The organism is Microcoleus sp. AT8-B5 (assembly GCF_036705565.1).
Taxonomy (GTDB): Bacteria; Cyanobacteriota; Cyanobacteriia; order Cyanobacteriales; family Microcoleaceae; genus Microcoleus.
Genome location: NZ_JAUBUY010000005.1, coordinates 39703 through 65702, shown reverse-complemented (window position 1 = coordinate 65702; position 26000 = coordinate 39703). Strand labels below are relative to the sequence as shown.

Genomic DNA, 26000 nt, shown 5'->3' with positions numbered 1-26000 from the left:
GGCTTTTTCTTCCCTATTCTTCCTTCGTGTCCTTCGCGTCTTCGCGGTTCAATCATACTAATTCTTCCTGCCCAAAAGTAGATATTTGCAACCGATCGTCCCAGTCTACAAAGTCTCGCACCAAGCACGTTCTGCCGTCCAGTGCCGGTCTGAAGATTCATAAATCCTCAACCCATCCAACCTGGCATTTTGCATCATCTCCTCAACTTCATCCAGCGTAAATGCTGCTTGCAGCGAATCGCTGAATAACTGTTTCTGATGCGCGTTGCAATCTCCCGCATAAAGCTTGACTAAATTATCCCTGATTTCCGGTTTTTCCGGCCGCAGCAAATCCCGCAAAAAAATTGCTCCCTGCGGCTTCAACACCCGCTTGACTTCCTGCAAAAACGGCAGCGGATCGGGCAAATGGTGGATAATGCTGTTGGAAATCACCATGTCAAAATAACTGTCTGGATACGGCATGGCCTTAGCATCGATTAATTCGAGACTAATTTGCGATCGCACCCCCGCCTTTTCCACATTTTGGGCCCCAACTTTCAGCATATTTGGCGACAAATCGATGCAAGTCAATTTCCACTCAGGCCGGAGTTGAGAAAGGGCGATCGGAATTCTCGCCGTACCCGTCCCCGCATCCAAAACGTTTCCAAAAACCGGCCCCAAGGCCGCAGCACTCTGAGCAAAAGCAGCATTAACCTCAGTAAAGTCCATCGAATCGTATTCGATCGCCTCTTCCAAGGAATCCATCACTTCCGGTTCCAAAACTCGCTGCATAAAATTTATCTCGTTCTCTGGAATTTCCATATAGGGATTGAGTTTCGCCTGCAAAAGCTCGACTAATTCCGGTTCCATATATTCGTAATTGTCCGGGATTTGCAGGCAAATAACTTTCTTGCCTTCGAGACTTTGCGGAAATTTGCTGCGAAGTCGATCGCCATGCTTCTTCTCCATCACAAATATCAAATCCGCCCAGCCCAGCAAACCCTCAGTTACTCTAATTCTTGCACCTTTTTCCGTTCCAGCCGATCGCACGCTGTAGCCACTAACCTTCTGGTATATCTTCTCGGCAGTCAAACTTCTCCACTTATTCTGACTGCACACAAACAATATCTTGATTTTATCCATTCAGACACAATTATAAAATTCTATGTTTATCGTGGCACGGGCGTCCCGCCTGTGCTTCCGAAGCGGTTAAAAATTTCCTTCTAATTTCCCCCGATCGCACCTTGCATACCACAAATACTGTATTTTGTCAAAAATGGCAAAATCTGCGTTACAATTCTTAAACCATCAAATGCGGATTTTGCATAAATAATTGTACTTATTACATTTGCGAATTCGTTAATTTTACGATTTTAAAAGCTTGCAGCGTCAAAAAGTAAAATTAGTCATAATGCCCCTGGATTATGAAAATCGTACCACAAGCCTCAAAACAAGTAAATAGGTAAAATAATTGAGAATGAAGTCAATAATTTTGGTCGTCTTTAGATTTTCTTAAGATTTCAGCCCTTAAAATAGATCGAACATTTAAAACTAAATCGACTTTTAGATTGTTTTTGCTTATCAAAGTAGCTGGAGTTGCCCCGAAGACCGATCGACCCTCAAGATATAGATACAGATCCTCGATCGCACAATGGCATCCCACCAAACTCGATCGAACTCTGCTAGAATTAGTAAAACGAAGTCGTTATGAGTTTAATTAAATAGCTATGACCGACGAAACCGTAGAAAACCTAGTAATTATCGGCTCAGGCCCAGCAGGCTACACAGCAGCCATCTACGCGGGGAGGGCAAACCTGAAACCCGTAGTCTTTGAAGGCTACCAAATGGGAGGCATCCCCGGCGGTCAACTGATGACCACCACAGAAGTCGAAAACTTTCCCGGCTTTCCCGAAGGCATCACCGGGCCGCAACTGATGGATCGGATGAAAGCTCAAGCAGTGCGCTGGGGTGCCGAATTATACACAGAAGATGTAATTTCGGTGGATTTGACCAAGCGTCCGTTTACAGTGCGATCGGAAGACAGAGAAATCAAAACCCACACGATAGTAATCGCTACAGGCGCGACGGCGAAACGGCTGGGGCTACCTAGCGAACACGTATTTTGGAGTCACGGCATTTCGGCCTGTGCGATTTGCGACGGCGCTACCCCAATTTTTAAAGGAGTAGACTTAGCTGTCATCGGCGCGGGCGACACCGCAGCGGAAGAATCTATTTATTTGACAAAATACGGCTCTCATGTACATATGCTGGTGCGGCGCGATCGAATGCGCGCCAGCAAAGCCATGCAAGACCGAGTGCTGAGCAATCCCAAAATTACCGTGCACTGGAACACCGAAGCAGTGGATATCTTGGGAGAGCCAGGGGGCAAAATGGACGGGGTGAGAATTAGAAATATCGAGACCGGCGCCGAGAGCGATTTGCTGGTGAAAGGATTGTTTTACGCGATCGGTCACACTCCCAACACTCAACTGTTCCAAGGTCAGCTAGAACTCGACGAAGTAGGCTATATCGCCACCAAACACGGTTCGGTAGAAACCAGCGTCGAGGGAGTTTACGCCGTCGGCGACGTGCAAGACCACGAGTTTCGCCAAGCAATCACCGCAGCCGGCAGCGGCTGTATGGGTGCGATGCTGGCAGAACGTTGGCTGTCAGTTAACGGTTTAACGCAGGAATTCCATCAAACTGAGGAATCCGAGCAACCCCTAGCAGCGCCAGAAACTCCAAAAGTACGCAAAACCAGCGAGAACTTTGATATCCAAGAGACGCGCCACGAAGGAGGTTATGCTTTGCGGAAGTTGTTCCACGATAGCGATCGACTGATTGTGGTCAAATATGCCTCTCCGAGTTGTGGGCCTTGCCACAGCCTCAAGCCGATTTTGAGCAAAGTAGTAGATGAGTTCGATGGCAAAATCCACTACGTGGAAATTGACATCGAAGAAGATCCTGAAATTGCTGAAAATGCTGGCGTGATGGGTACGCCGACGATTCAGTATTTCAAAGACAAAGATTTGGTGGCTGAGCTCAAAGGAGTTAAGCCGAAAAGCCAGTACCGCGAGTTAATTGCCAGTAATTTGTAGGAATTCGATCGATTTTAGATTGGAGGTGTGCCAAGAGAGATTTTTCCTAAACTCAACTTGTGTCCCACCTGCCAAAAACCCGGTTTCTCCCCTGCGCGCCAGTCTCGTGCAGGGGAGAAACCGGGTTTTTTTAGCCCCATCGCGCGAAAAAACCCGGTTTGTCGCGAGTGTTTGGCGAATGAGAAAGAGGATTTTTGACCAGGAATTTCAAAGGTGGTACCCGCCACGTGATTTATCCGTGGAATCAATCCCAAATCGAAAATCGAAAATCCTCAAGAAAGAGCATTTATCTCGCGCAAGTCAATCGAAAATCTAAAATCTAAAATCTAAAATCGATTGACTGTTCCGGGTTTTTTCGCCTGAGTGCTACTAAAATCGAAAAGTCTTATATAGGTCGATCGTCATTATGGCTCAAAGCCGCCTCCGACTACCGCGATTTCTCAACAGTGCCTCACCGTCAAGCCTGTCAATGAAAATGATGTGGGCAGGTTTGACAATAACTGCCGTGTTTATATTGGTAGCAACCTTGTCTCCAGCTATGCAAGCTTGGGGATGGCTGCAAAATCCTACCGAGGCTTTGAGTAACCCCATCCACGAACCGCCGTCGGCGAATTATTGGTTTGGTACTAGCCGCAGTGGCTACGATGTGTTTTCGCGCACGCTGTTTGCTTCTCGCGCGGCTTGGCAAGTGGTAATTTTAGCCACTGCTTTGAGTTTGTTTATCGGTGTGCCGCTGGGTTTGGTTAGCGGTTATTTGGGTGGCAAGCTCGATCGAGTGTTGTTATTTTTAATGGATACAATTTATACTTTGCCGGGGCTGCTACTTTCTCTGACGCTAGCATTTGTAGTGGGAAAAGGAGTTTTGAATGCTGCGATCGCCCTGAGCATTTCCTACATCCCTCAATACTACCGCGTCGTCAGGAATCACACCGTCAGCGTCAAAACCGAATTATTTGTCGAAGCCGCGCGAGCAATGGGTGCTGACACTTGGACAGTGCTTTCGCGCTACCTGTTTCTGAATGTGATTCAGAGCGTACCGGTGCTGTTTGCGCTCAACGCGGCCGATGCAATTTTAACATTAGGAGGTTTGGGATTTCTGGGATTAGGACTTCCCGAAGCAACTCCCGAATGGGGACACGACTTGCGTTTAGCTTTAGATGCGCTACCTACTGGTATTTGGTGGACAGCTTTGTTTCCCGGTTTGGCAATGACTTTAATGGTGGTGGGACTATCTTTGGTGGGGGAAGGATTAAACGAGTTTGTTAACCCTCGCCTGCGGAATCAGCAGTAATCTGTCTTGCGGTTAAATTAAGTTGGCAGTCAGGACTTTAGTGCTTATTCACAAATATAAAAAAACTGAAGTCCTGACTACAAACAGGCGCTATAAAGAGATGGTAATCTCGGCCCGATTAATTACTAAATCTTTATCTCAATCAGGTGAATTCTTTTTCGTAAACCTTCGTTCTGTTGTCAATACAGGCACGGAGCTGAAATTTTTATTGATAGCTTCCTCCCCTAAAGGTCAAGCCACATAATTTAAACCACACTAGAGGATAAAGCAAGGCTCTGTGCTTTCTGATGACACGCTGTAAATAATAACAAAATTTTGAGCATCGCACCAACGTCCTACCGTTCCATTTCTTTAAGCGCATCCTGCAGCTTATGCCTTCTCCAACAATAGCAAGCACATCGCTAACTGGGTAAATTTTCCTTCCCTGGCGGAGTTATCATCTGCAGGTAGTTGCATCAACGTCCGCTGGGGATTTTTTTCCGTCTGCTTGAAATTATCAAGACAATTCGGGAATCCTACCTAAAATTGATGGAAGGAGTTTATTGAATCTTCACACTGTCACAATGTATTTAAAGGAATCGTGAAGTTATACTTCCGGGAGATGTCGAATTGTATTGTTTGTGAGACAGTGCGATCGCGTAAGTGCGAACCGAAAGCCAAAAATTTTAGAGAAGTCCACAGCCGAGAGTTGCGCGGCGGGTTAACTCTCAGTAGAATTTATCCGGGTGGTTTTTGCCACGGACGCGACAAACTCGTGTCGAACTGCTTAAATAAGAATGTGACGTTAAGAACTTAATGTGATTTAACGTCAAAATTAAAGCCAATTTCTGAGATTTGAGCTAACTTAACAATGAAAGCCCCTGTTGCACTACTCAACCCGCAACGCTTCATAGGGGGTCAGAGTCGGTCTCTAATCCAGAGTGGCCGGCTTAAAACTAAAGCTACGAGCTTTATTCAATCGCAGATTGCGTATGATTCAATTCAGGGAAACAGGGTAATGATGGGTGTATCTACACGGATGGTATTGGTTCCAATTTGGGCAACTCAAAAATTGTCTGCTAACTGTCTGGCCAACTACGCCGCAGCCGTTCACCCAGATATACGCAGAAAACAGCGCCGTTCGATCGTGCCAAAGTTTTTGCGGGCCGTTCTCAGGATTTAGCAGAGCTGGACATGAGTTAGTATTGTCAAGCTAAGCTGACAGAGTTTTCCTAGTTCTTGACAAACAATGGAAAACAACTTCCATTTTTTGTGAGAAAGGCTACAATCGGGAAGGTCTTGGCAAGATCCGATTCTCCCCTTTTGGTGCTTCAACCCTCTGCTGTTGCATTTGAGGCAGCAGACCGACATCCAAGGTGGCGAAAATTTGCCGTGCAACTGTCATGTCTGACAACCAGAGTGAAAGCAAGGCGAATCAAAAGTTCGATACCTCAAATACAAAAGTTAGAGGGTTCCGTGCGGGAAAACTTGTACGGGTAAAAGCTCGAAGTACCGAGTAAAAAAGCCAGTATTTTTGGAAGTGCGATCGATCGCACTTCATGGTTTGCTTCTGTGGGCAAGGTATCGCAGGTGATGTGGTAACTCGTTCCGAAAGAAAAAGCCGCTAGCTCAATTCAAGGTCGCGATGTTAAAATTTGCGATCGATTGAATGCGCTGCCTGCTTCAAACCAGAACTCGAACCGTGACTCATAAAACAGGTGCAGTTTCGGTAACAGATTCAGCTAGCAAACCGAAAATCCCACTATTTTTTCCTGCGGGAATGTCAATACTGGCTAACTTGTCTAAACTACAAACAGACACTATTCCACTGTTATTTATTCTTTAATTCAGGAGCATGAGGAAGACGGCATGATCCAGGCTAACACCGTACTCGCAACCACAATTACACCGGAAATGGAAACACTCGAGTTGCTTCGGGGCGCCGAAAGCGTTCTACCTGAGAGCGAGTTGGAACTCTTTATCGACGAAGAAGACGATCGAGAAGAATTCTTAGACTCTCAATCTGAGGACGACACTAAAGCTGGCAAAGGCGCCAAAGCCCGCCGTCGGGCACAGGCAAAGAAAAAGCATTATACTGAAGACTCTATTCGTCTTTACCTGCAAGAAATCGGTCGGATTCGACTGCTGCGAGCTGACGAAGAGATTGAACTAGCGCGCAAGATTGCAGATTTGCTGGAATTAGAGCGAGTTCGAGAACAACTGCTCGAAGAGTATAACCGCGAACCCAAAGACAGCGAATGGGCGAATGCTGTAGATATGGCACTTCCTGCATTCCGTCACCGACTTCACGTCGGCCGTCGGGCCAAGGAAAAAATGGTGCAATCAAACCTGCGTTTGGTGGTGTCGATCGCCAAAAAATACATGAATCGCGGTTTGTCTTTCCAAGATTTGATTCAGGAAGGCTCTTTGGGTCTGATCCGGGCCGCTGAAAAATTCGATCACGAAAAAGGCTACAAGTTTTCTACCTACGCAACTTGGTGGATACGTCAGGCTATCACCCGAGCAATTGCCGACCAATCGCGCACTATCCGCCTACCTGTTCACCTTTACGAAACCATTTCGCGGATCAAGAAAACTACTAAACTCCTGTCTCAGGAAATGGGTCGCAAGCCTACGGAAGAAGAAATTGCTACCCGCATGGAAATGACGATCGAGAAGTTGCGGTTCATTGCTAAGTCCGCACAATTGCCAATCTCTCTAGAAACTCCGATCGGCAAAGAGGAAGACTCACGTCTGGGAGACTTTATTGAATCTGACGGGGAAACACCAGAAGATCAAGTCTCCAAAAACCTGCTCAGGGAAGACTTGGAAAGCGTTTTGGATACTCTCAGCCCCCGCGAACGGGATGTACTGCGGCTGCGTTACGGCTTAGATGACGGACGGATGAAGACCTTGGAGGAAATTGGTCAAATCTTTAACGTCACCCGCGAGCGGATTCGCCAAATCGAGGCTAAAGCTTTGCGGAAGTTGCGCCATCCCAACCGGAACAGCATCTTGAAAGAATATATCCGCTAGAGTAATTTGCTAGCATCACCCGAAAGAGTGATTATCACTCTTTTGGGGGGGGGAACCCCCCGACCCGGTTTGAGCTATAGCTGTTAAATTTTGTGCTGCTAACTGCCGGGAGCAATTGCCTATTTGTGGCCCAAATCGCGCTGTCAAAATTTTGGGAGTCCGTAACGGAACTCCCAAGCTTTGCATTGTCAAAAAAGTCTTAACTAGAAAATTACATCACGCCCCAAAAGTGAAGCAGACCTTGACCGGAAACCAATTCGATGATGACAGCGACAGAGAAACCAATCATCGCCAAACGACCGTTCCAATTTTCGGCGCCTTCGGTGAAGCCCCAGTTCCAAGCATTGCGTTTTTGTTCTTGCATAGTGCGAACTCCCTTCGTTAACTTTTGTAAGGCTTATGTAAATAAATATAACATTCCTTGATAAAAATGCAAGCTTGTGATTGGTGATATCGGTCACAACGGTCGATCGACCTTGAGGATTTTGCCTAACTAGGAAAAATAGCCAACTCGGTATCAGGGTCGAACAAGTGAATCTTGTCATGGGCGATAGCCAACCAAAGCTCTTCGCCAACTCGGATCGATCGCTCAGGAGGAACCCGCACTTGCATCCTCACCGCCGGAGCATCCGTCAAACAAACCCCCAAATAAGTTTCGTGTCCCAAAGCCTCTACAATTTCCACTTGTACCGAAAGATTTTTGGTAGCCGGAGGGTTAATGCTCAGATGTTCCGGCCGAATGCCCAAAATCAGCCTTCGCCCGTCATATTGTTGTAGACTTTTTGCCCAAATATCGGGTAAAGTAAAGCGAAATTGCGGGTGAGAAATCAACAGCGGAGCACTAAATTCCACAGACAAAAAATTCATCGGCGGAGAACCGATAAACTCAGCCACAAACAGATTAGCCGGCTTGTTGTAAAGCTCTAGAGGTTGAGCTACTTGCTGAATCTGGCCGACCTTCATAATAGCAATGCGATCGCCCATAGTCATCGCCTCAGTTTGGTCGTGAGTTACATAAATAGTTGTAGTTCCCAACTGTCGCTGCAACTGCACAATTTGCGATCTCGTTTGGGCCCTCAATTTTGCATCCAGATTCGATAGCGGTTCGTCCATCAAAAAAACTTCAGGATTCCTAGCCATCGCCCTACCCAAAGCTACCCGCTGCTTTTGCCCTCCCGAAAGTTGTTTCGGCAAGCGATTTAAAAGAGATTCTATTTGCAATAATTCAGCTACCTCCCGCACTCGTTTCCCTACAGCCTTTTCCCGTTCCGACAAATAGCGCAAACCTGGAGGCAACTTGCGAGTAGCTCCTACCAAAAAATCCTCCCATAAAGCATATATTCGCTCGTTGTTTAAAGTATTAGAAGCTAAATAATTAATAAGCTCTTTTACCTGATTCCTGATTTTTTCTGCCTTCTCCCTGCTTCCTTTTTCTTTTTCTGTCTCTTCTCCCTTCTCTCTGCTCCCTTCTAGCTGCTTCCTTCTAGCTGCTCCCTTTTCCCTTGTTCCTTGTTCCTTCTTCCTTCTATCAGTTACATCCGTTACATCCGTTACAGAATCCGTTGCCGAACTTCCTTCTTCCTTCTCCCTTTCCGAGCGGCGCAATCCAAAGGCGAGATTATCGTAAACTGTTAAGTGAGGATAGAGAGCATAATTTTGAAATACCATAGCGATATCTCGGTCTTTAGGAGGCAAATCGTTAAGGAGTCGATCGCCAACCCAAATATTGCCGGCCGTCAAAACTTCCAAACCGGCGATCGATCGCAGCAAAGTGCTTTTTCCGCAGCCAGAAGGGCCCACCAGCACCATGAACTCCCCGTCTTCGACCGTCAGGTTAATGCGCCGCAAAACGCTGTTAGACGCAGGGCGCTCGGCTAGATGCGAGACACTTTCTGCGACGGTGTTTGCTTCTTTTTCCTGTTCTCCTTGGCGGAGAGGAAAGCTTTTGTAGATATTTTCTAATACAACTTGCGCCATTAAACAATTTTAGATTTTAGATTTTAGATTTTAGATTGGGGAATTGGAGGCAGAGCCTCCGAGTATGTATTCCCAGGCATAGCCTGGGAACAAGGCTTAAGAAGTCCTGCAAGAAGAATAATTCCCCATTACCAATGACCCATGACTAATGACTACTGACTGCTGATAACTTTGATAATTTTTTCACCTGGATTCAGGTCAAAAACTCGATCGCCCGCAGCATCTTTCCCCCAAAAAGCTATAGCATCAATAGTCGATCGCAGCAGGCGGCCAGAATTAGTAAAAAGTTTGACATCCGTACCCGGAACAGCCTGCAGCAAGCCAACTAAAGCATCTTTAGGCTCTGAGAAGCGAAAAGCTTGAGTGCCAATTTCGCCCCGGTTAGTAAGTCTGACAGAACCTGCCGGCATTCGTTTTGCCCAACCCAACTCGGAAAATAGCACCAGACTGTCGTTCGGGTCGAGAGTGATGCAGCCCACCAACTGTTCCTGCTTCCGCAACCTGGTTACTTGAGAACCCTGGGCCGCGCGGCCCATTGGCGGCAGTTGTTCATCATCAATCTCAAACCGGAGGACTCGGCCTCCTGAAGTTGCGATCGCCACTTGCTCGCCGACTTTAGCCAGACTCGCACAGCGCAGCCGATCGTCCTCCTTGAGTTTAACAACAGTAACGCCACGATTAGTCAAATCAGCAAATTCCTGCATCGCCAAGCGCTTAATTTTTCCTTGCTGAGTCAGAGTTACTAAATCCGCCGCCTCCGAATTTTCCGGCAAAATAAAGTGTGCAACTGTGATTTCCGACAAAGCGCGATCGGCACTGTCTTTAGTAGCACTCGGCGACAACAAACTAACGATCGGCCTTCCCCGGTCTTTGGCGCTACTACTAGGAATATCCGCCACTTTCAGCGGGTAAGCTTTGCCGTTAGGAGTTAAGACGACCAAAGTGCGATCGGTTTTCGTCAGATTTGCCGTCACAATAAAATCTTCATTTTTTTCTAAAGCTGAAACCGATTTTTCGCGACTTTTCGAGCGTGGCTTTTCCCCAGCAGGCAAGCGTCGCACGTACTGCTTGTGCGAAAATTCAACAATAGTTTCCTCTGGCTCTAGAACGGGCAATAAGTTCGGCTGAATCGTTGCCGGCGACAACTGCTTCACCCCAGAATTTTTCTTACCAGCAAATTGTGATTCGGCGTTTGCTGCGCGTGCAGTTCCATTGGCGAATTTAGTGCGGCGGGGGTCAGCGTACTTGCGTTTGAGCGATCGAAATTCCTTCTTTAAAGCCTTCAAAAGTTCGCGCCTGTCGCTCAACAACCGCTGCAATTCTTGAATATTAGCCATCAACTCATCAAACTCAGACTGCAAATTTTGCCTTTCCAAACCAGTCAGCCTACGCATCGGCATCGCCAAAATCGCATCAGCTTGACTTTCGCTCAAATTTAGGCGAACTTGGAAAGTTTGCTTAGCAGTAGAGCCGTCAGGAGAATTTCTGAGAATGTCGATCGCTGTATCGAGATTTGTCAAAGCCAACATTAAGCCTTCGACAATGTGACACCGGCGTTCCGCAGCCTGCAACTCGTAATTGTAGCGGCGGGTAAGAGTCACTTCCCGGAAATCCAGAAATTCCTGCAACAATTGTCTCAGCGTCAACTGTCGCGGTTGACCGTTGACAATTGCCAGCAAAATCGCCCCAAAATTTGTTTGCAGGTCAGTTTGTTGGTAAAGGCGAGCGAGAACCGCTTCTGGAGTAAATTCCCGCTTGAGTTCAATCACCACTCGAATCCCTTCGCGATCGCTCTCGTCACGCAAATCAGAAATACCGTCGAGGCGGCCAGCATTAACCAACTCCGCCACCTTTTCAATCCAAGCCGCCTTATTTACCTGAAACGGAAACTCCGTCACCACGATCGCCGTTTTAGTACGCACCTTGCGATTACCAGGCACCTCTTCCACCCCGGCCACACCCCTGACCGCAATGCTGCCTCGACCCTTAGTGTAGGCGTCAACAATGCCCTCTGTAGCGACGATTTCCCCCCCGGTTGGAAAATCCGGGCCTGGAATCAGTTCTATCAACTTCTCATCGGATAGTTCCGGGTTTTCAATCAAAGCAATTAAACCGTCTACCACCTCCCCCAAATTGTGCGGCGGGATATTAGTTGCCATCCCCACAGCAATGCCCGTACAGCCGTTGAGTAACAGAAACGGCAACTGAGCAGGCAGCGCCGTCGGTTCCTGCTGGGAATTGTCAAAATTACCAGTAAAATCAACAGTTGCATCGCCGACTTGGGTTAGCATAGCTTCGTGGGCGATCGGTGCCAGCCTCGTTTCCGTATACCGCATAGCAGCCGCCGGATCATTGTCCACCGAACCGAAATTGCCGTGACCCGCCAGTAAAGGATAGCGGCTCGAAAACTCCTGAACCATGCGTACCAGAGCGTCGTAAACCGATTGGTCGCCGTGGGGGTGATATTTTCCCAAAACATCTCCAACTACCCGGGCACACTTACGGTAAGGTCGGTCTGGCGTCAGACCGAGTTCGTGCATCGCATATAAAATTCGACGGTGAACTGGTTTTAAACCGTCGCGGACATCAGGCAAAGCTCGCCCGACGATCACACTCATGGCATATTCGAGGTACGATTGCTGCATCTCGGCGTGCAGAGGCGTAGAAATTACTTGCCCGGAAAGTAGGTTGAGTTGTTTAGCCATGAGTCCTTGTGTCCGTTAATTCCTGAGTGAAAACAGCCTCTGTCAATAATGCCGAGGTTTCCTGTCTCGATTGAAAAGCCTTTGCCCCAGACGAACCGAAAGTTCGACCAAAGCGGCCAGTTGAAGAATAAAAATAAACTTAACTTGTGAAAGCAGAATCAGAGTCCCGAAGACGGGCAACACTTGCCTCTTACTCTCCACTCTTACCCTAACCTCTATGTTGCCTTCATTTGCGCCTACCTGTCTATTTACCTTCTGCCGTGAGAAGGTTGATTCACAGGAGTACACGGAAGGCCATAAACTCAGAACCTAGTGAGGCTTTAGCTCTTCCTAGGAAAGCGTCAATCGATTGCGCGATTTTAGATTTTAGATTAAAGAATTGAAGCATTGACTTGCGCGAGATAAATTCGGGGGCTCCTTGATCGGATACAGGTTTTTTATTTCTGGACGGATGAATCACGTGGCGGGTATCCTCGATGCTTTCGGTCACGAGGGACTTGAGTCCCCGTCAATCTATGATAGAATTTAATTGCAATTAGGAATAACCATCTACACGAAGAAATATTCTCTTCAGGAGAAACCCCAGATTGAGCTCGTCTCGGTACAGCCGTAGCGTGGATCAAGCAGCAATGGTAGACGATCGAGCTTACCTACCGTATTTTGGAAGCGTGATGGACTCCGAAAGTATTAAAAAAGAAAAGTAAGCAGAATTGGAATATCTCTGGGACTGGTACTTGTTCCGATCGTGTAGAGGCGACTGGACTGTCAGTAACCCCGGTCTAAAGACACGGGGCTTGCAAGAGAAATCTGGCAAGCCGTACTGACCAGACTAAGGCTTAATTGCCTACGTTTTGAGAGTCACGACACCCTGTGGATGCGTAGCTAGTCCCCTGCTCTGTCCGAAGCAATTAAACAGTTCTAAGGTAACAGGAACAGTGTTGCAGGTCTAACAAGCTCTCGAAACATTGTCGAAGCTAACATTACCCCATTCATGGGAGGTACAACCCGTGCAAAATACTATGCGTACAGGATTGGAAGATTGGAAGCGGTAATTGTCCCGTTGAAAGTGCAATACAAAAGTACACTCCCGTTAACCAATCCCAAGGCGGTAGTAAATCAAAAATATAAAGCCGTGCTAGAAGCACGGGGTTTCTACCCATTTTTTCTGATGAGTGAACTCCCATTTTTGGGCTTATTCAACCATAGAGCGTGGTCGTGACTCGCTGAGAGTGTCAAAAATGCCATATTAATATAATTCATCAGTCAAAAGCTCTCCTGGCGCTATCTCCTAGTCTGACATCCACTAGATGAACGGAAGCGTCGATATTTTCAGCCGTTTTGAGGGGTTAAAACTGAGAATTAAAAATCTCCAACAATCCCCGCTAGATTCGCTACTTTGAATGCGGTGGCGACGGGAGTATGTGAATAAACATGGCTTGATTCTAATCAGGAAGAAGGAAAATAATTATCACACATTCCCGAATCTAATACCAGTTCAAAAAATAGTGAAACTGTATATCCGTGATCCAAACTGATATCCAGTCAATCAGTTCCCATCTAAAATCTAAAATCTAAAATCTAAAATCTAAAATCTAAAATCTAAAATCTAAAATCTAAAATCTAAAATCTAAAATGGTAGAAGCTGGAGGCTTGACCGAAAGAGAGGGTACTATAAGTGCAGGACTCACGGGTAGTCACAAACCGGGTTTTTTCATAGCAATAGTTCGTTATAGCCCGCCAAAACTAGCAAAAACCTGGTTGCGAGGCGTCGTCCATGCGTCCAGGATTGTACTAGAAACCTGCTACCTGAGAATCTTGAGACTGTCACCAGTAGCAGGTCTAGTTATAAAAAAGAACTAAACTGTCTGTGTATAGTAGTCTAAATGATGGTACTGGATGCTTCTAGGCATCTGTAAACCCTCTGACAGCTAGTGGCTCAAGGATATACATACGGGTTTTGCAGGGTTCCCGGCTGATGGCGCTAAAAACTCTGCATTTTTGACGGGGAATGTAGTCCCCGTGTCGTGTTCCTCTTTGGACTAAAGTCACAAAGTTTCTATACTTCCCATATTTATTTATGAAAACCGTTCTGATTGTAGAGGACGATTTGGTTAATGCTCGGGTTTTTTCCAAAATTCTGACTAAGCGGGGGGGCTTAGCCGTGAAACACACGGAAAATGTTGAAGAGGTGATGCAGATTGCTGCCAACGGCGAAGCTGATTTGATTTTAATGGATGTGTCTCTTTCCCGCAGCGTGTACCAGGGCAAATCTGTTGACGGCATTAAGATTACTCAACTGCTCAAAGCTGACCCGCAAACAGCCTCGCTGCCGATTATTTTGGTGACTGCTCACGCGATGGCTGGTGATAAAGAAACATTTCTAGATCAAAGCGGTGCCGACGGTTACATCTCTAAGCCTGTGGTAGACCATCAAGAGTTTGTGAATCAAATCAAGGCTTTGCTACCTGATTGAGTGAACCATACATGAAAAAGGAATAAGAAGGAAAAAGGAAAAAGGAAGAAGGAAGAAAGAATTGTTTGTTTAAACCAACAAACAATTAAAACTCTCTTATTTACAAAGTTTGTTTAAACTCTGAATCTTTCTTCTTCCTTCTTCCTTTGGATGTCTCATCGCACAATGCTATGAGTTCGGACTGTTAATTAGTGAGGATAATTTGAGATTTTTCAAGTCATGAAATCGAAGTGTGCGGCGCCCGTGGAACCAAATTATCCTCAGCGATCGCAACACCATTCACTCACTTCATGCAGCCTCAAAACTGCGATTAATCCTCATCCTCATCAAAATCAAAACCAATATCATCCTCATCATCAACATCCGAGCCCAAAGCATCATCCTCAGTCTCAGCGACAAAATCGTCCTCATCAACCTCAACTTCCTCAAAATCCTCATCAGGCTCAAGATCGGACGGACGCCCAATCTCATAACCGCTCTCGATCGTATAAGCACGACGCGCAGTGCGATCGTCAAGCACCACATCCTCCTGCAAATCGTGGATATCGTCATCAAAAACAGCACCATCAAAACCCGCATCCTGCACCCCAGCATCCTCATAGGCATTGAACCCAGTACCCGCAGGAATCAGGCGGCCGATAATCACATTTTCCTTCAGGCCCCGCAGCCAGTCGGATTTACCCTCGATCGCAGCCTCAGTCAACACCCGCGTAGTCTCCTGGAACGAAGCAGCGGAAATAAAGCTATCAGTATTCAGCGAAGCCTTAGTAATCCCCAGCAACACCGGAGTATAATCCGCCGGTGCTCCACCAGTAATTGACATCGCCTCATTCACCTGCTCAACCTGCCGCAACTCCACCAACTCGCCGGGGAGCATGGTAGTATCGCCACCATCCTCCATCCTGACTTTGTTGGTCATCTGGCGGACGATTACCTCAATGTGCTTGTCGGAAATATCCACGCCCTGAGACTGATAAACCGACTGCACCTCATTCACCAAAAACGTCTGCACCTGTTGGAAACTCTCCAAAGCCGCCTCAAAAGTAGACTGCCGCTCCTTAAGCACGTGGAAGAACACCTCCAGAATTTCGTGGGGGTTAGCAGGCCCATCGGTCAAAGCTTCGGCGACGCCTACGCGCTGTCCGTCGGAAACGATCGGGTTTTGACCGGGCAACAAAGGATACTCCTCAATCCGGCCATCATCCTCAATCACCGCAAGTTCCACAACGTCGTCATCCGTAACCACGCGAGCCGTCCCCGGCCGCTTGGCTAAAATACAGGCTTCCTTGGGCTTCCGTCCTTCCAGAAGTTCCTCAATCCGTGGCAAACCTTGGATGATATCCCCAGTCTTTGCCCGCTCAAACACCAGAATCACCAAGTTGTCACCCCGCTGCACCAAGTCGCCGTCGTCTACGTGCAGCACGGCACCGGCGGAAACTCGGTAAGGACGAGCTATTCTGAGCAAGAGTTTGGCCGGTTCTGTCTCTGAGGCAGGGACAACCTTCACAACTTGGCCGGATTCTTCGAGAACGACGCCTGGAGCTATTTCGGTACCAGCTACCAGCAGTTGACCCGGACTTACATCCGGCGTGCTGGCGACAGAGATGGAAATAGAATCCGCATCTCGCATCACCAACAGTCGGCGCACTGGTTCGCCCTGGCCCTCACGGATGCCCCGCACGATACCCGCTTCTTTGCAGAGAATCTCTGTGCGGGCGACTACTGCCCCGGGCGCGATCGACTGCCCATCCTCCACCAACAGCCGCGTGTGAGTGCTGCCCTGAGTCGGATCAGCAGACACATCCCGCCGAATTACTAGCGATTCCAAAATGACTAGCTGCAAGCGGAAAGTCTTGGAAACTCGATCGCCCCCATCAGCCACAGCCATGGCCAACTCTTGCGACGCACTAACGTCTTCAGGCGAACCCCAAGCCGGGCCCGAACCGTCGGCTCCAAAAGCCATAGCATCGTCCTCATCCGGCAGCAGCTCGATATCCGCCGCCAGTTGCGGAGCTCCCGAACCAATTTCCAAAATAAGCTGAGTCCGCAGCAGTTCCAATCCCTCGACAGATTTGACGCGCTCCCCATCCTTATAAGGGAGTCGCTGCACTGCTTTCAAAGAGATCGACTCATTCAGCGCCGTCTGAGAAGGCACTGGTGGCTTATCCGGCACCGGGAACTCCACCACCGGCCGCAGCAGCAAAGCCGGGCCTTCGGGAGTTTCGATATACTCGGCATAGCCCAACTCTTCGGCAATCAAGCCTGGGGAAATCTCTTGACCGGCGTTGACGATTTGACCTTCCCCGAAAGTTAGCGGCGGGCGGTCAACTACATGGAGCGTCCCCGGCTTGATCACAATTTCCCGGAGGATGTCATTTTTCTGAGTGATTTCCACTGCCCCGCTGGTTTGGCAGAAAATATCCTTAACGACTTCTGTACCGGCCTCTACGTACTGGCCATCTTCCACCAGCAGTAGAGAAATATCCTTATTGACCTCGTGGCACTCTTCCGGTATCCAGAGCAGAGTCCCCCCCTTCACGACTTCGTAGCCAAGTTTAGCTTTGCCGCGCTTGTGGACTTCGACTCCGCCGTACTTGACGATGCCTCCTGTAGCTGTGCGGTAGCTGTCGTCGAGCAGTTCGGCGACGACTTCTCCGTTGATGACTTTGCTCCCAGGAGCCGTCTTCAGGGAAAACCGCTGCTTAGAAGATGTTTCGATCGTGTAGTGGTCGCGGCCGCCTGCACTTTCGGCCCGCACGACTGCTTGGTCGAGCAGGACTTGGGCGGTGATAATTTCGATTTCTCTGGGGTCAGCGATGCGGACTACGCCACCGTGTTCGGAGACGAGTTTAGTTTCGGCAATCACGCTTTCTGCTGGAATGCGATCGCCATTTTTCACTGCTGGTTCGGCGCCGGGGGGTAAGTTGTAGACTTCTCCTGAGAGAATCCAAATCAGCCCGCCTTTGCTGGCTGTGCGGGTTGTGTTCCCTTGGCGGTCGGTTTTTTCTTCTGGCACCAAATCAGCAAATTTGGCTTCTCCGGCTAAGTCGGAAGCTACGTCTGTAGTCACTTTTTCCGTAGTTTTGCGGGCGGCGCGACCGACGATCGGCACTTCTGCCAAAACTTGACCGGGAATGGCGCGCTGTCCGTCTTTGACCATCAGAGTAGAACCCTGGACGATCGCCAATTCGATTTTCAGTTTTTGATTTTTGGCACCGGATTTTCCTTCTTCAAATCCGTCGCCTTCAAATACGAGTTTGCCGTTGTTTTCGGCTACCAGTGCTTCTTCGCCGTGTCTGGTGCGGAAGGAGCGAGTACGCAGGTTCTTGAATTTCACTACGCCGCTTGTAGGGGCGCGTTCTTGTTTGGCGACTTCTCCGGTGAATACGCCGCCGGTGTGGAAGGTACGCATGGTGAGCTGGGTTCCCGGTTCGCCGATCGACTGAGCCGCAATAATCCCGATCGCTTCTCCCATGTCCACCATTTTCAAGTGGGCTAGACTCCAGCCATAGCAGTGCTGACAAACCGATCTGGTTGATTCACAAGTCAGGGGCGATCGTAAATACACTTCTGCCACCCCAGCTTTACCAATTTCTGTGGCCAACTCATCGGTAATTGGCTGATTTCGGACGGCTTTTTCGCTGCCGTAAGTCACGATTTCCCCCGTTTTGGGGTGCACCGCATCCCTCGCCAACACGCGCCCTAGCAGCCTGTCCTTGAGGGGAATCAGCACTGTTGCTCCGTCCGTCATCGGCCGGACTCGAATTCCCCGCTGGGTGCCGCAGTCTACTTCGCGCACAATTACATCCTGGGACACATCCACCAAACGGCGAGTAAGATAGCCAGAGTCTGCTGTCCGCAAGGCTGTATCTACCAAGCCTTTGCGCGCGCCGTAGGAAGAAATAATGTATTCGGTGACGGTGAGTCCTTCGCGGAAGTTGGTTTTAATTGGCAAGTCAATAATTTCCCCCTGCGGGTCTGCCATCAATCCGCGCATTCCGACTAGCTGCCGCACTTGAGAAATGTTTCCCCGCGCCCCGGAGAAGGCCATCATGTAGACGGAGTTTAGGGGGTCTGTGGCTCGGAAGTTTTTGACTACTTCGTCTTTGAGGTCTTCTGAGGTGCTGTTCCAGGTGTCGATTACTTTTTGGAACCGTTCTACTTCGGTGATTTCGCCTCTGGTGTATTTTTGTTCGGTGATGCGGATTTCTTCTTCGGCTGCATCTAGGAGCGATCGTTTCGACGGTGGCACCTGCAAGTCATCTACGCTAATCGAAACTCCGGCCCGTGTCGCAAAGCGGAAACCCAAGTCTTTGAGTTTATCTGCCATTTGCGCTGTACGGGCCGTTCCGTAGTGCATGAAAGACCAAGAGATTAATTTTTTGAGCTGACCTTTGTCAACAACTCGATTGCGAAAAACAATTTCCTTATTTTCTGTCATTTTTCTGAGTAGTAGTAGTAGTAGTAGTAGTAATTGGTAATTGGAGTATTGACGCAGGAGGCTCTCTTGCTGCGAGGCAGAGGGCAGTAGTAAGTAGGTTGGGTTGAGGAACGAAACCCAACATTTCACCCACCCAACATTTCACCCACCCAACATTAACCCAACCGTATTGATTAGTAATTAGTAAGCAGTAATGGGTAAATTTCCTAACTTAAATCACCATTATTTATTAGCGATTACTTATTAGTAATTACCCACCACCCCTTACCCATTACCTCCTAATTATTTATCACCGACTCAATAGTTTGGTGATAAATAATCCGGCCCGGAGTAGTGCGAATGAACTGATTGAGCACCTTGCCGTCTCCGTCTTCCCGAACTCGGCGGAACTTGTATTCTTTCGTCACGATACCGTCGGTAGAGCGTTCTACCTTCAGTGGTTCTCCTTCAGGTTCTATGTTTTCGATAGCGCCTTGAAACCTCACCCACACATAGGAGTGCAAGTCAACGACTCCTTGTTCGTAAGCTACAACCGCGTCGGTAAGGTTGGAGAAATAGTGACCGGCTCCTTTTTGAGCGTCAGGATTTTCGGCTGTTAAGTAATAGCAACCGAGCACCATATCTTGAGAAGGAGTAACGATCGGTCTTCCGGTTGCCGGCGACATGATGTTGTTAGAAGCCAGCATCAGCAAGCGCGCTTCCGCCTGAGATTCCAAAGACAAAGGCACGTGCACGGCCATTTGGTCGCCGTCAAAGTCAGCGTTAAAAGCCGGACAGACTAGCGGGTGAAGCTGAATTGCCCTCCCGTCCACCAAAATCGGCTCAAAGGCTTGAATCCCCAAACGGTGGAGGGTCGGCGCCCGGTTTAGCATGACCGGGTGTCCTTCAATCACCTCCTGAAGCACGTCCCAAACGCTGGGATCGTTGCGCTGGATCAGTTTTTTGGCAGCTTTGATGTTGTTGACCAATCCTTGGCGGATCAAGCGGTGGATGACGAAAGGCTGGAAAAGTTCGATCGCCATTTCCCTCGGCAAACCGCACTGATGAATCTTCAGTTTCGGCCCCACCACAATCACCGAACGCCCGGAGTAATCAACTCGTTTCCCGAGCAAGTTTTGCCGGAAGCGCCCTTGTTTCCCTTCAATGATGTCCGACAGCGACTTCAGCGGGCGGTTGTTTGCGCCCACCACAGTCCGGCCCCGGCGACCGTTGTCAATCAGCGCATCCACAGCTTCTTGTAGCATCCGCTTTTCGTTGCGGATGATAATCTCGGGCGCCAGAATTTCTTGCAGTCTCGCCAAGCGGTTATTGCGGTTGATGACTCTCCGATAAAGGTCGTTGAGGTCACTCGTTGCAAAACGCCCGCCGTCTAACTGCACCATCGGCCGCAAGTCCGGGGGAATCACCGGAATCACATTGAGCACCATCCAATCGGGTTGAGAACCCGTAGCGATGAAGTTGTCAATCACTCGCAAGCGTTTAATTAACTTCGCCCGTTTTTGACCTTTAGCATTAGCAATATCTTCCCGCAACTTTTCCGCTTCACTTTCTAGCGGAATATTTTGCAGCAAAACTTGCAAAGCTTCAGCACCAATCCCTACTTCTACACCTGTGAGTGTGGAATCTTCGCTGTAAAGTTCGTCTTCTATTTCCAGCCAAGCATCTTCTGTAAGCAATTGCTTGTATTGCAGCTTCTCTGCATTACCTGCATTGAGGACAACGTAGGCATTGAAATACACGATTTGTTCGACATCTCGCAGCGGCATATCTAACAGAATTGCCATGTAACTCGGGATGCCTTTGAGATACCAAACGTGAGCGACTGGAGCTGCTAATTTGATAAAGCCCATGCGATGGCGGCGGACGCGAGATTCAGTGACTTCAACACCGCATCTTTCGCAAACAATGCCTCTATGGCGAACTCGTTTGTACTTCCCACAATGACATTCCCAATCTTTGGCAGGCCCAAAAATGCGCTCGCAAAACAAGCCATCCATTTCAGGTTTTAATGTCCTATAATTAATTGTTTCGGGTTTTGTCACCTCGCCGGTTATCTGACCGTTGGGTAAAGTTCTCTCTCCCCACTGTCGAATTCTTTCTGGTGAAGCTAACCCTATCTTGACGTAATCAAAGCGTTGTTCTATCTTAGCCATTTTGACTCCAATTGATGATTTACAGTCGATTATTTGTGGTAATTTATCTTTTTTGTTTGCTTGTTTTGCGGCTTAAATCAATTTTATTCTCCTCTATATGTGACATTCCTTTTGATATCAGAAATGACATTTCTGGACACCTCAAATTCCTGAGCAATTTTAGCAATGGATTCTCCGGCTTAAATTCGTTCTCTGATTTCAAGAGCTTGAGCAAAAGTAAATTTGCGATCGAGATGTCCACCCATGCGAGGAAGTGGAACCTGTTGACCTGCTTCCTTCCAAGTGACGTGATATTTAATATCGTGTATGGTTTTGCGGCCGACACTGTATTCCTGTGCTACATCCTTCATCCTCTCTCCTGCTGCTAGCTTTTGTCGAATTTCTCGCACCTTTTCCCAATCTAATTTGGCATTGGAAAGAGGATGACTTTTGCCTTGAGTGCGTCCTTTCTTAGAAGCATCTAACAAATTTTGAGTGCGAGTACCAGCCCAAAGGTGTTCTGGATTGATGCAACTGGGATTGTCGCAGGTATGACAAGCATCCATCGAAGTCGGAAGTTCATATCCTAATTTCTCGGCTAAAACAGCACGGGTAACTGATTTTAATTTCCCATTTTTCCAGTATCTGCCATAACCTTGACCATCCTTTCCACCTGAGAAAATGATGCAGCCGCTGTCTTGAATTTCTCCTAAAAAATTGGGTGAAACTGTAGTGAAGTTATCGGGAATATTTGTCTGAAGTATCTTAATAATAGTTTCATGTTGTACTCCATACTCTTTTGCTAGGTGGTTCTTGATGGTTCCAGATAAATATTTAGTCTGAATTTCCCGGAGTTGTGCGATCGACAATATGCCAATACCGGGAATACTTTTGCGTCTGGGAGTTTTGCGATCGCGCCCCATCATCTGCCCGGTATTTTCAGCCGCAGTTCCCGCTACGAGATGTGCTGGGTTGATGCAGCTTCGATTGTCGCAGGTGTGGCAAGCAAAATAACCGGAACCAAGGAATCCTGCTATTTTTGATTCGAGGACTAATCGGTGGACTAATACCGTTTTGCCATCGAGCCACTTGCGCCCGTAACCGTTGCCAAACTTGCTCCCTTGCCAGTTAATACAGCCTGTCGCCCGGTCAAATTCTCCTTCTATTCCTGGGACAACTGTTACAATAGTCATGTCAGCGTCTCTCCTCTTAAGAGCGTTGATTCGCCTCACCAGTGTTCGTACCACTGCTGAGGCATTTTAATTGGGACTTCTCGATTTTAGATGTGAGATGTAAGATTGAATGCTGTCAAACAATTCTTCAATCTAAAATCTAAAATCTAAAATCTAAAATCCCTAATCCTCGTCAAGTTCGTCACGAGAAAGCGATTCGTAAGTAGGCCGGGAGGGCGATCGCTTGCCCCCAGCATCTGCCATCAAATCCACCTCAACGTGCTCGCTGCCCTCGTCGGACGTATTCACCTTGTGCACAGCAATATCCAAGCACAAAGACTGCAACTCCCGCATCAGCACCTTGAAAGATTCCGGCGTACCGGGGCGCGGGATAGCTTTGCCTTTGACGATCGCATTCAGCGCTTCATTCCGCCCCTGCATATCGTCCGACTTGACAGTCAGCAACTCTTGCAAAGTATAAGCGGCGCCGAACGCTTCCAGAGCCCAGACTTCCATTTCTCCGAACCGCTGACCCCCCTGCTGCGCTTTGCCGCCCAAAGGCTGCTGCGTTACCAGCGAGTAAGGGCCTGTGCTACGGGCGTGGATCTTATCGTCTACCAAGTGAACCAGCTTCAGCATATAAGCGATGCCGACTGTGATCGGGCGATCGAACGGTTCCCCAGTTCTGCCATCGTAGACAATAGTCTTGCCGGGGTGCTTTTCATTAAACACCCAAGGCTTACCGGTTTTTTCCCGTGCCTCCTGTAGCTTACCGTGTACGGTTTCCCGCGACTTTTCAGCCCCGTGCATTTCATCAAAAGGCACCATCTTGAACCGCATCGACAGATTTTCGCCCGCCCATCCCAGCAAGCACTCAAAAATCTGACCTACGTTCATCCGCGACGGTACGCCCAAGGGATTGAGCACTATGTCAACCGGAGTCCCGTCGGGCAAATAAGGCATATCCTCCATCGGCAGAATCCGGGACACAATACCCTTATTTCCGTGGCGGCCGGCCATTTTGTCGCCGACTTGAATCTTCCGCTTTTGAGCTACGTAGACGCGGACGACCATGTTGGCGCCAGGGGGCAGTTCGTCGCCCTGTTCGCGGGTAAACACCCGCACATCCACCACGCGGCCTTTTTCGCCGTTAGGGACGCGGAGGGAATTGTCGCGCACGTCGCGGGCTTTTTCGCCGAAGATTGCCCTCAGCAGTTTTTCTTCCGGCGGTTGGTCGGATTCGCCTTTGGGGGTGACTTTGCCGACTAGGATGTCGCTGGCTTCTACCCAGGCACCTTTGCGGATAATTCCTTGTTCGTCTAGCTGGCGCAGCGCGTCTTCGCCGACGTTAGGAATTTCGCGGGTGATTTCTTCTGGGCCGAGTTTAGTTTGACGGGCTTCGATTTCGTATTTTTCAATGTGGATCGAAGTGTACACATCTTCGTACACTAAACGCTCGCTGATTAGCATCGCGTCTTCGTAGTTGTAGCCTTCCCAAGGCATATAAGCTACGAGGATGTTGTGACCCAGAGCGAGTTCTGCCCCTTCGGTGGAGGAACCGTCGGCGAGCACTTGACCTGCTACGACGCGATCGCCCTCATAAATCAGCGGACGCTGGTTTAAACAAGTATCCTGGTTAGAACGCTGATATTTTTGCAGTTCGTGTTCGATGCAGCCAGCATACTTTTGCTTCCAAACCGAGGGCTGTTTGACTTTGAGATCGTCGTATTCCTTAATCAGGAAATGTTCTTCGCTGGAATTCGATTCGGCATCTACAGCCAGGGGTTTGACAATAATCCGGGTAGCGTCGATGTAAATCACCTCGCCGTCGATCCGGGAAACCACAACCATCCCGGAATCTCGCGCCGCCTGAGCTTCCAAGCCCGTACCGACGAGGGGCCGTTCTGGTTTCAGTAGCGGCACAGCTTGCCGCTGCATATTCGAACCCATCAGAGCTCGGTTGGCGTCGTCGTGTTCCAAGAACGGAATCAGCGATGTCGCGACGGAGACGATTTGCACGGGCGAAATCGCCATGTAGTCCACCTGCATGGGAGTGGTGGTAGTAAACTCTTGGCGGTAGCGGACGGCTACGGTTTCGCCCAAGAGGTTGTTGTTTTCGTCGAGGCTGATGTCTCCGGGGGCGACGCGCAAATCGTCTTCTTCGTCGGCTGTCATGTAAACAGGGGCTTTGTCGCGCAGCACCCGTCCTTTTTCTACTGGATAAAAAGGAGTTTCGATGAAGCCGTAGGGGTTGACGCGGGCGTGGGTTGCTAAGGAACCGATCAGACCGGCGTTGGGGCCTTCTGGTGTTTCGATCGGGCAAATCCGGCCGTAGTGGGACGGGTGAATGTCCCGTACTGCAAACCCGGCGCGTTCGCGAGTCAAACCTCCAGGGCCCAAGGCGGAAAGCCGACGTTTGTGAGTCAGTTCTGCCAGAGGGTTGGTTTGATCCATGAACTGGGATAGCTGGGAGGAACCGAAGAATTCCTTGATTGCTGCTACCAGCGGTTTGGGGTTGACCAGAGAGGCGGGGCTGAGGGAGTCGGCATCCGAGACGGTCATTCTTTCGCGGATGATCCGTTCTAAGCGGTTGAGGCCGACTCGGACTTGGTTTTGCAGCAGTTCTCCGACACTGCGGACGCGACGGTTGCCTAAGTGGTCGATGTCGTCGGTGGAACCGATGTCGAATTCGAGGTTAATTAAGTAGTCGATCGCTGTCAAAATATCTTGGGATGTCAGCACCCGCGTGGTATCGGGGACTGTCAAGCGCAATTTTTTGTTGAGTTTGTAACGGCCGACTCGGCCCAAATCGTAGCGTTTGGGGTCGAAAAAGCGCGAGTTGAGGAGCTGTTCGCCGCCCGCTACGGTGGGGGGTTCACCGGGACGGAGTTTGCGGTAGAGCTCCATCAAAGCTTCTTCTTCGCCGAATTGTCCTTCTTTCTCGATCGTCTTTTGGAAGTATTCCGGGTGCCGCAGGGAGTCGTAGATTTCGCCGTCTGTAAGTCCGAGGGCTTTGAGCAGCACCTGAGCCGATAGTTTGCGGGTTTTGTCGATTCTGACCCAGACTAAATCGTTTTTGTCTGTCTCGAACTTGAGCCACGCGCCCCGGTTAGGGATGAGCGAGGCGTTATAGGAACGCCGACCGTTTTTGTCGGTTTCCGATTTGTAGTACACGCCGGGGGAACGCACGATTTGGTTGACAATCACCCGTTCCGCGCCGTTGATGATGAATGTGCCGCGCTCGGTCATCAAGGGTAAATCGCCGATGAAGACTTCTTGTTCTTTGATTTCCCCTGTTTCTTTGTTAATCAGGCGGGTGGGGACGTACATTTGCACCGAGTAGGTGCTGTCCCGGCGCTTGGCTTCGTCCACATCATATTTGGGGCGCTTGAGTTTGAAGTCTTTGCCCATGAAGTGGAGTTCCAGCTTGCCCGTGTAGTCTGTAATCGGGGAGAAGCTGTCGAGTTCTTCGATCAGCCCGGCTTCTAGAAACCAGCGAAAACTTGCCCGCTGGATTTCGATCAAATCGGGCAAGGTGAAGGCGAATTCTGTGTAATCTTTAGTGGTCATGGGTGTCCTTTTTCCGCAGTGGCTCTAGCTTTTTACATGGCGCCAAGGCTGGGTTTTTTTTACCTTGTTGCGTTTTTTTGATGGATTGTGTGAGAGAATTTATATGATGTTTTCGATCGCCTGCCAACTGCTGCAACGGTTATTATT

General features: G+C 48.8%; 13 protein-coding genes. 5 read left to right on the top strand and 8 right to left on the bottom strand.

All coding sequences use genetic code 11. The features are described 5' to 3' along the window. Nucleotides 1-105: 105 nt before the first annotated feature. Nucleotides 106-1122, bottom strand: coding sequence for a methyltransferase domain-containing protein (locus tag QUB39_RS05360; RefSeq protein ID WP_333485024.1), 1017 nt, complete (start codon nt 1120-1122; stop codon nt 106-108). Nucleotides 1123-1706: 584 nt separating this feature from the next. Here QUB39_RS05360 and trxB point away from each other — a divergent pair. The 4 genes from trxB (at nt 1707) to rpoD (ending at nt 7383) form a co-directional block, all read left to right on the top strand. Then, nucleotides 1707-3077 (top strand): thioredoxin-disulfide reductase, encoded by a 1371-nt coding sequence (gene trxB / locus QUB39_RS05355; protein WP_333054800.1) that lies wholly within the window; start codon nt 1707-1709, stop codon nt 3075-3077. 406 nt (nt 3078-3483) lie between these two features. Further along, complete coding sequence (locus QUB39_RS05350) at nt 3484-4368, top strand: ABC transporter permease (protein WP_333054802.1); 885 nt, start codon at nt 3484-3486, stop codon at nt 4366-4368. Nucleotides 4369-5365: 997 nt separating this feature from the next. Further along, nucleotides 5366-5530, top strand: a complete 165-nt coding sequence (locus QUB39_RS05345; protein WP_333054806.1) for a hypothetical protein — start codon at nt 5366-5368, stop codon at nt 5528-5530. A 686-nt stretch (nt 5531-6216) separates the two neighbouring features. Beyond that, nucleotides 6217-7383, top strand: a complete 1167-nt coding sequence (rpoD, locus tag QUB39_RS05340) for an RNA polymerase sigma factor RpoD (protein WP_333054809.1) — start codon at nt 6217-6219, stop codon at nt 7381-7383. A 211-nt stretch (nt 7384-7594) separates the two neighbouring features. On the opposite strand, the gene QUB39_RS05335 is transcribed toward rpoD, so the two are convergent. From QUB39_RS05335 to QUB39_RS05325, 3 genes are all read right to left on the bottom strand, one after another. Then, nucleotides 7595-7747, bottom strand: a complete 153-nt coding sequence (locus QUB39_RS05335; protein ID WP_333054810.1) for a chlorophyll A-B binding protein — start codon at nt 7745-7747, stop codon at nt 7595-7597. Between the two features lie 125 nt (nt 7748-7872). Then, the gene (locus QUB39_RS05330) at nt 7873-9360 is read right to left on the bottom strand and encodes an ATP-binding cassette domain-containing protein (RefSeq protein ID WP_333208267.1); all 1488 of its coding nucleotides are present in this window, start codon (nt 9358-9360) and stop codon (nt 7873-7875) included. Between the two features lie 152 nt (nt 9361-9512). Next, nucleotides 9513-12065 (bottom strand): DNA topoisomerase (ATP-hydrolyzing), encoded by a 2553-nt coding sequence (locus QUB39_RS05325; protein WP_333054812.1) that lies wholly within the window; start codon nt 12063-12065, stop codon nt 9513-9515. 2077 nt (nt 12066-14142) lie between these two features. On the opposite strand from QUB39_RS05325, the gene QUB39_RS05320 reads away from it, so the two are divergent. Further along, the gene (locus tag QUB39_RS05320) at nt 14143-14538 is read left to right on the top strand and encodes a response regulator (protein WP_006632892.1); all 396 of its coding nucleotides are present in this window, start codon (nt 14143-14145) and stop codon (nt 14536-14538) included. A gap of 310 nt (nt 14539-14848) precedes the next feature. Here QUB39_RS05320 and QUB39_RS05315 read toward each other — a convergent pair whose 3' ends face one another. From QUB39_RS05315 to rpoB, 4 genes are all read right to left on the bottom strand, one after another. Beyond that, nucleotides 14849-18979 (bottom strand): DNA-directed RNA polymerase subunit beta'', encoded by a 4131-nt coding sequence (locus QUB39_RS05315; protein ID WP_333208268.1) that lies wholly within the window; start codon nt 18977-18979, stop codon nt 14849-14851. 278 nt (nt 18980-19257) lie between these two features. Further along, complete coding sequence (locus QUB39_RS05310) at nt 19258-21132, bottom strand: DNA-directed RNA polymerase subunit gamma (RefSeq protein ID WP_333054814.1); 1875 nt, start codon at nt 21130-21132, stop codon at nt 19258-19260. Between the two features lie 179 nt (nt 21133-21311). Continuing rightward, nucleotides 21312-22304: an HNH endonuclease gene (locus tag QUB39_RS05305; RefSeq protein ID WP_333208269.1), complete on the bottom strand. Its 993-nt coding sequence runs from the start codon at nt 22302-22304 to the stop codon at nt 21312-21314. Between the two features lie 162 nt (nt 22305-22466). Then, nucleotides 22467-25853, bottom strand: coding sequence for a DNA-directed RNA polymerase subunit beta (gene rpoB, locus QUB39_RS05300; RefSeq protein WP_333054817.1), 3387 nt, complete (start codon nt 25851-25853; stop codon nt 22467-22469). Between the last annotated feature and the right edge of the window lie 147 nt (nt 25854-26000).

Bases quoted from the DNA above. Each gene is read 5' to 3' on its own strand.
- QUB39_RS05360 (WP_333485024.1), bottom strand. From the start codon at position 1,122: ATGGATAAAATCAAGATATTGTTTGTGTGCAGTCAGAATAAGTGGAGA.
- trxB (WP_333054800.1), top strand. From the start codon at position 1,707: ATGACCGACGAAACCGTAGAAAACCTAGTAATTATCGGCTCAGGCCCA.
- QUB39_RS05350 (WP_333054802.1), top strand. From the start codon at position 3,484: ATGGCTCAAAGCCGCCTCCGACTACCGCGATTTCTCAACAGTGCCTCA.
- QUB39_RS05345 (WP_333054806.1), top strand. From the start codon at position 5,366: ATGATGGGTGTATCTACACGGATGGTATTGGTTCCAATTTGGGCAACT.
- rpoD (WP_333054809.1), top strand. From the start codon at position 6,217: ATGATCCAGGCTAACACCGTACTCGCAACCACAATTACACCGGAAATG.
- QUB39_RS05335 (WP_333054810.1), bottom strand. From the start codon at position 7,747: ATGCAAGAACAAAAACGCAATGCTTGGAACTGGGGCTTCACCGAAGGC.
- QUB39_RS05330 (WP_333208267.1), bottom strand. From the start codon at position 9,360: ATGGCGCAAGTTGTATTAGAAAATATCTACAAAAGCTTTCCTCTCCGC.
- QUB39_RS05325 (WP_333054812.1), bottom strand. From the start codon at position 12,065: ATGGCTAAACAACTCAACCTACTTTCCGGGCAAGTAATTTCTACGCCT.
- QUB39_RS05320 (WP_006632892.1), top strand. From the start codon at position 14,143: ATGAAAACCGTTCTGATTGTAGAGGACGATTTGGTTAATGCTCGGGTT.
- QUB39_RS05315 (WP_333208268.1), bottom strand. From the start codon at position 18,979: ATGACAGAAAATAAGGAAATTGTTTTTCGCAATCGAGTTGTTGACAAA.
- QUB39_RS05310 (WP_333054814.1), bottom strand. From the start codon at position 21,132: ATGGCTAAGATAGAACAACGCTTTGATTACGTCAAGATAGGGTTAGCT.
- QUB39_RS05305 (WP_333208269.1), bottom strand. From the start codon at position 22,304: ATGACTATTGTAACAGTTGTCCCAGGAATAGAAGGAGAATTTGACCGG.
- rpoB (WP_333054817.1), bottom strand. From the start codon at position 25,853: ATGACCACTAAAGATTACACAGAATTCGCCTTCACCTTGCCCGATTTG.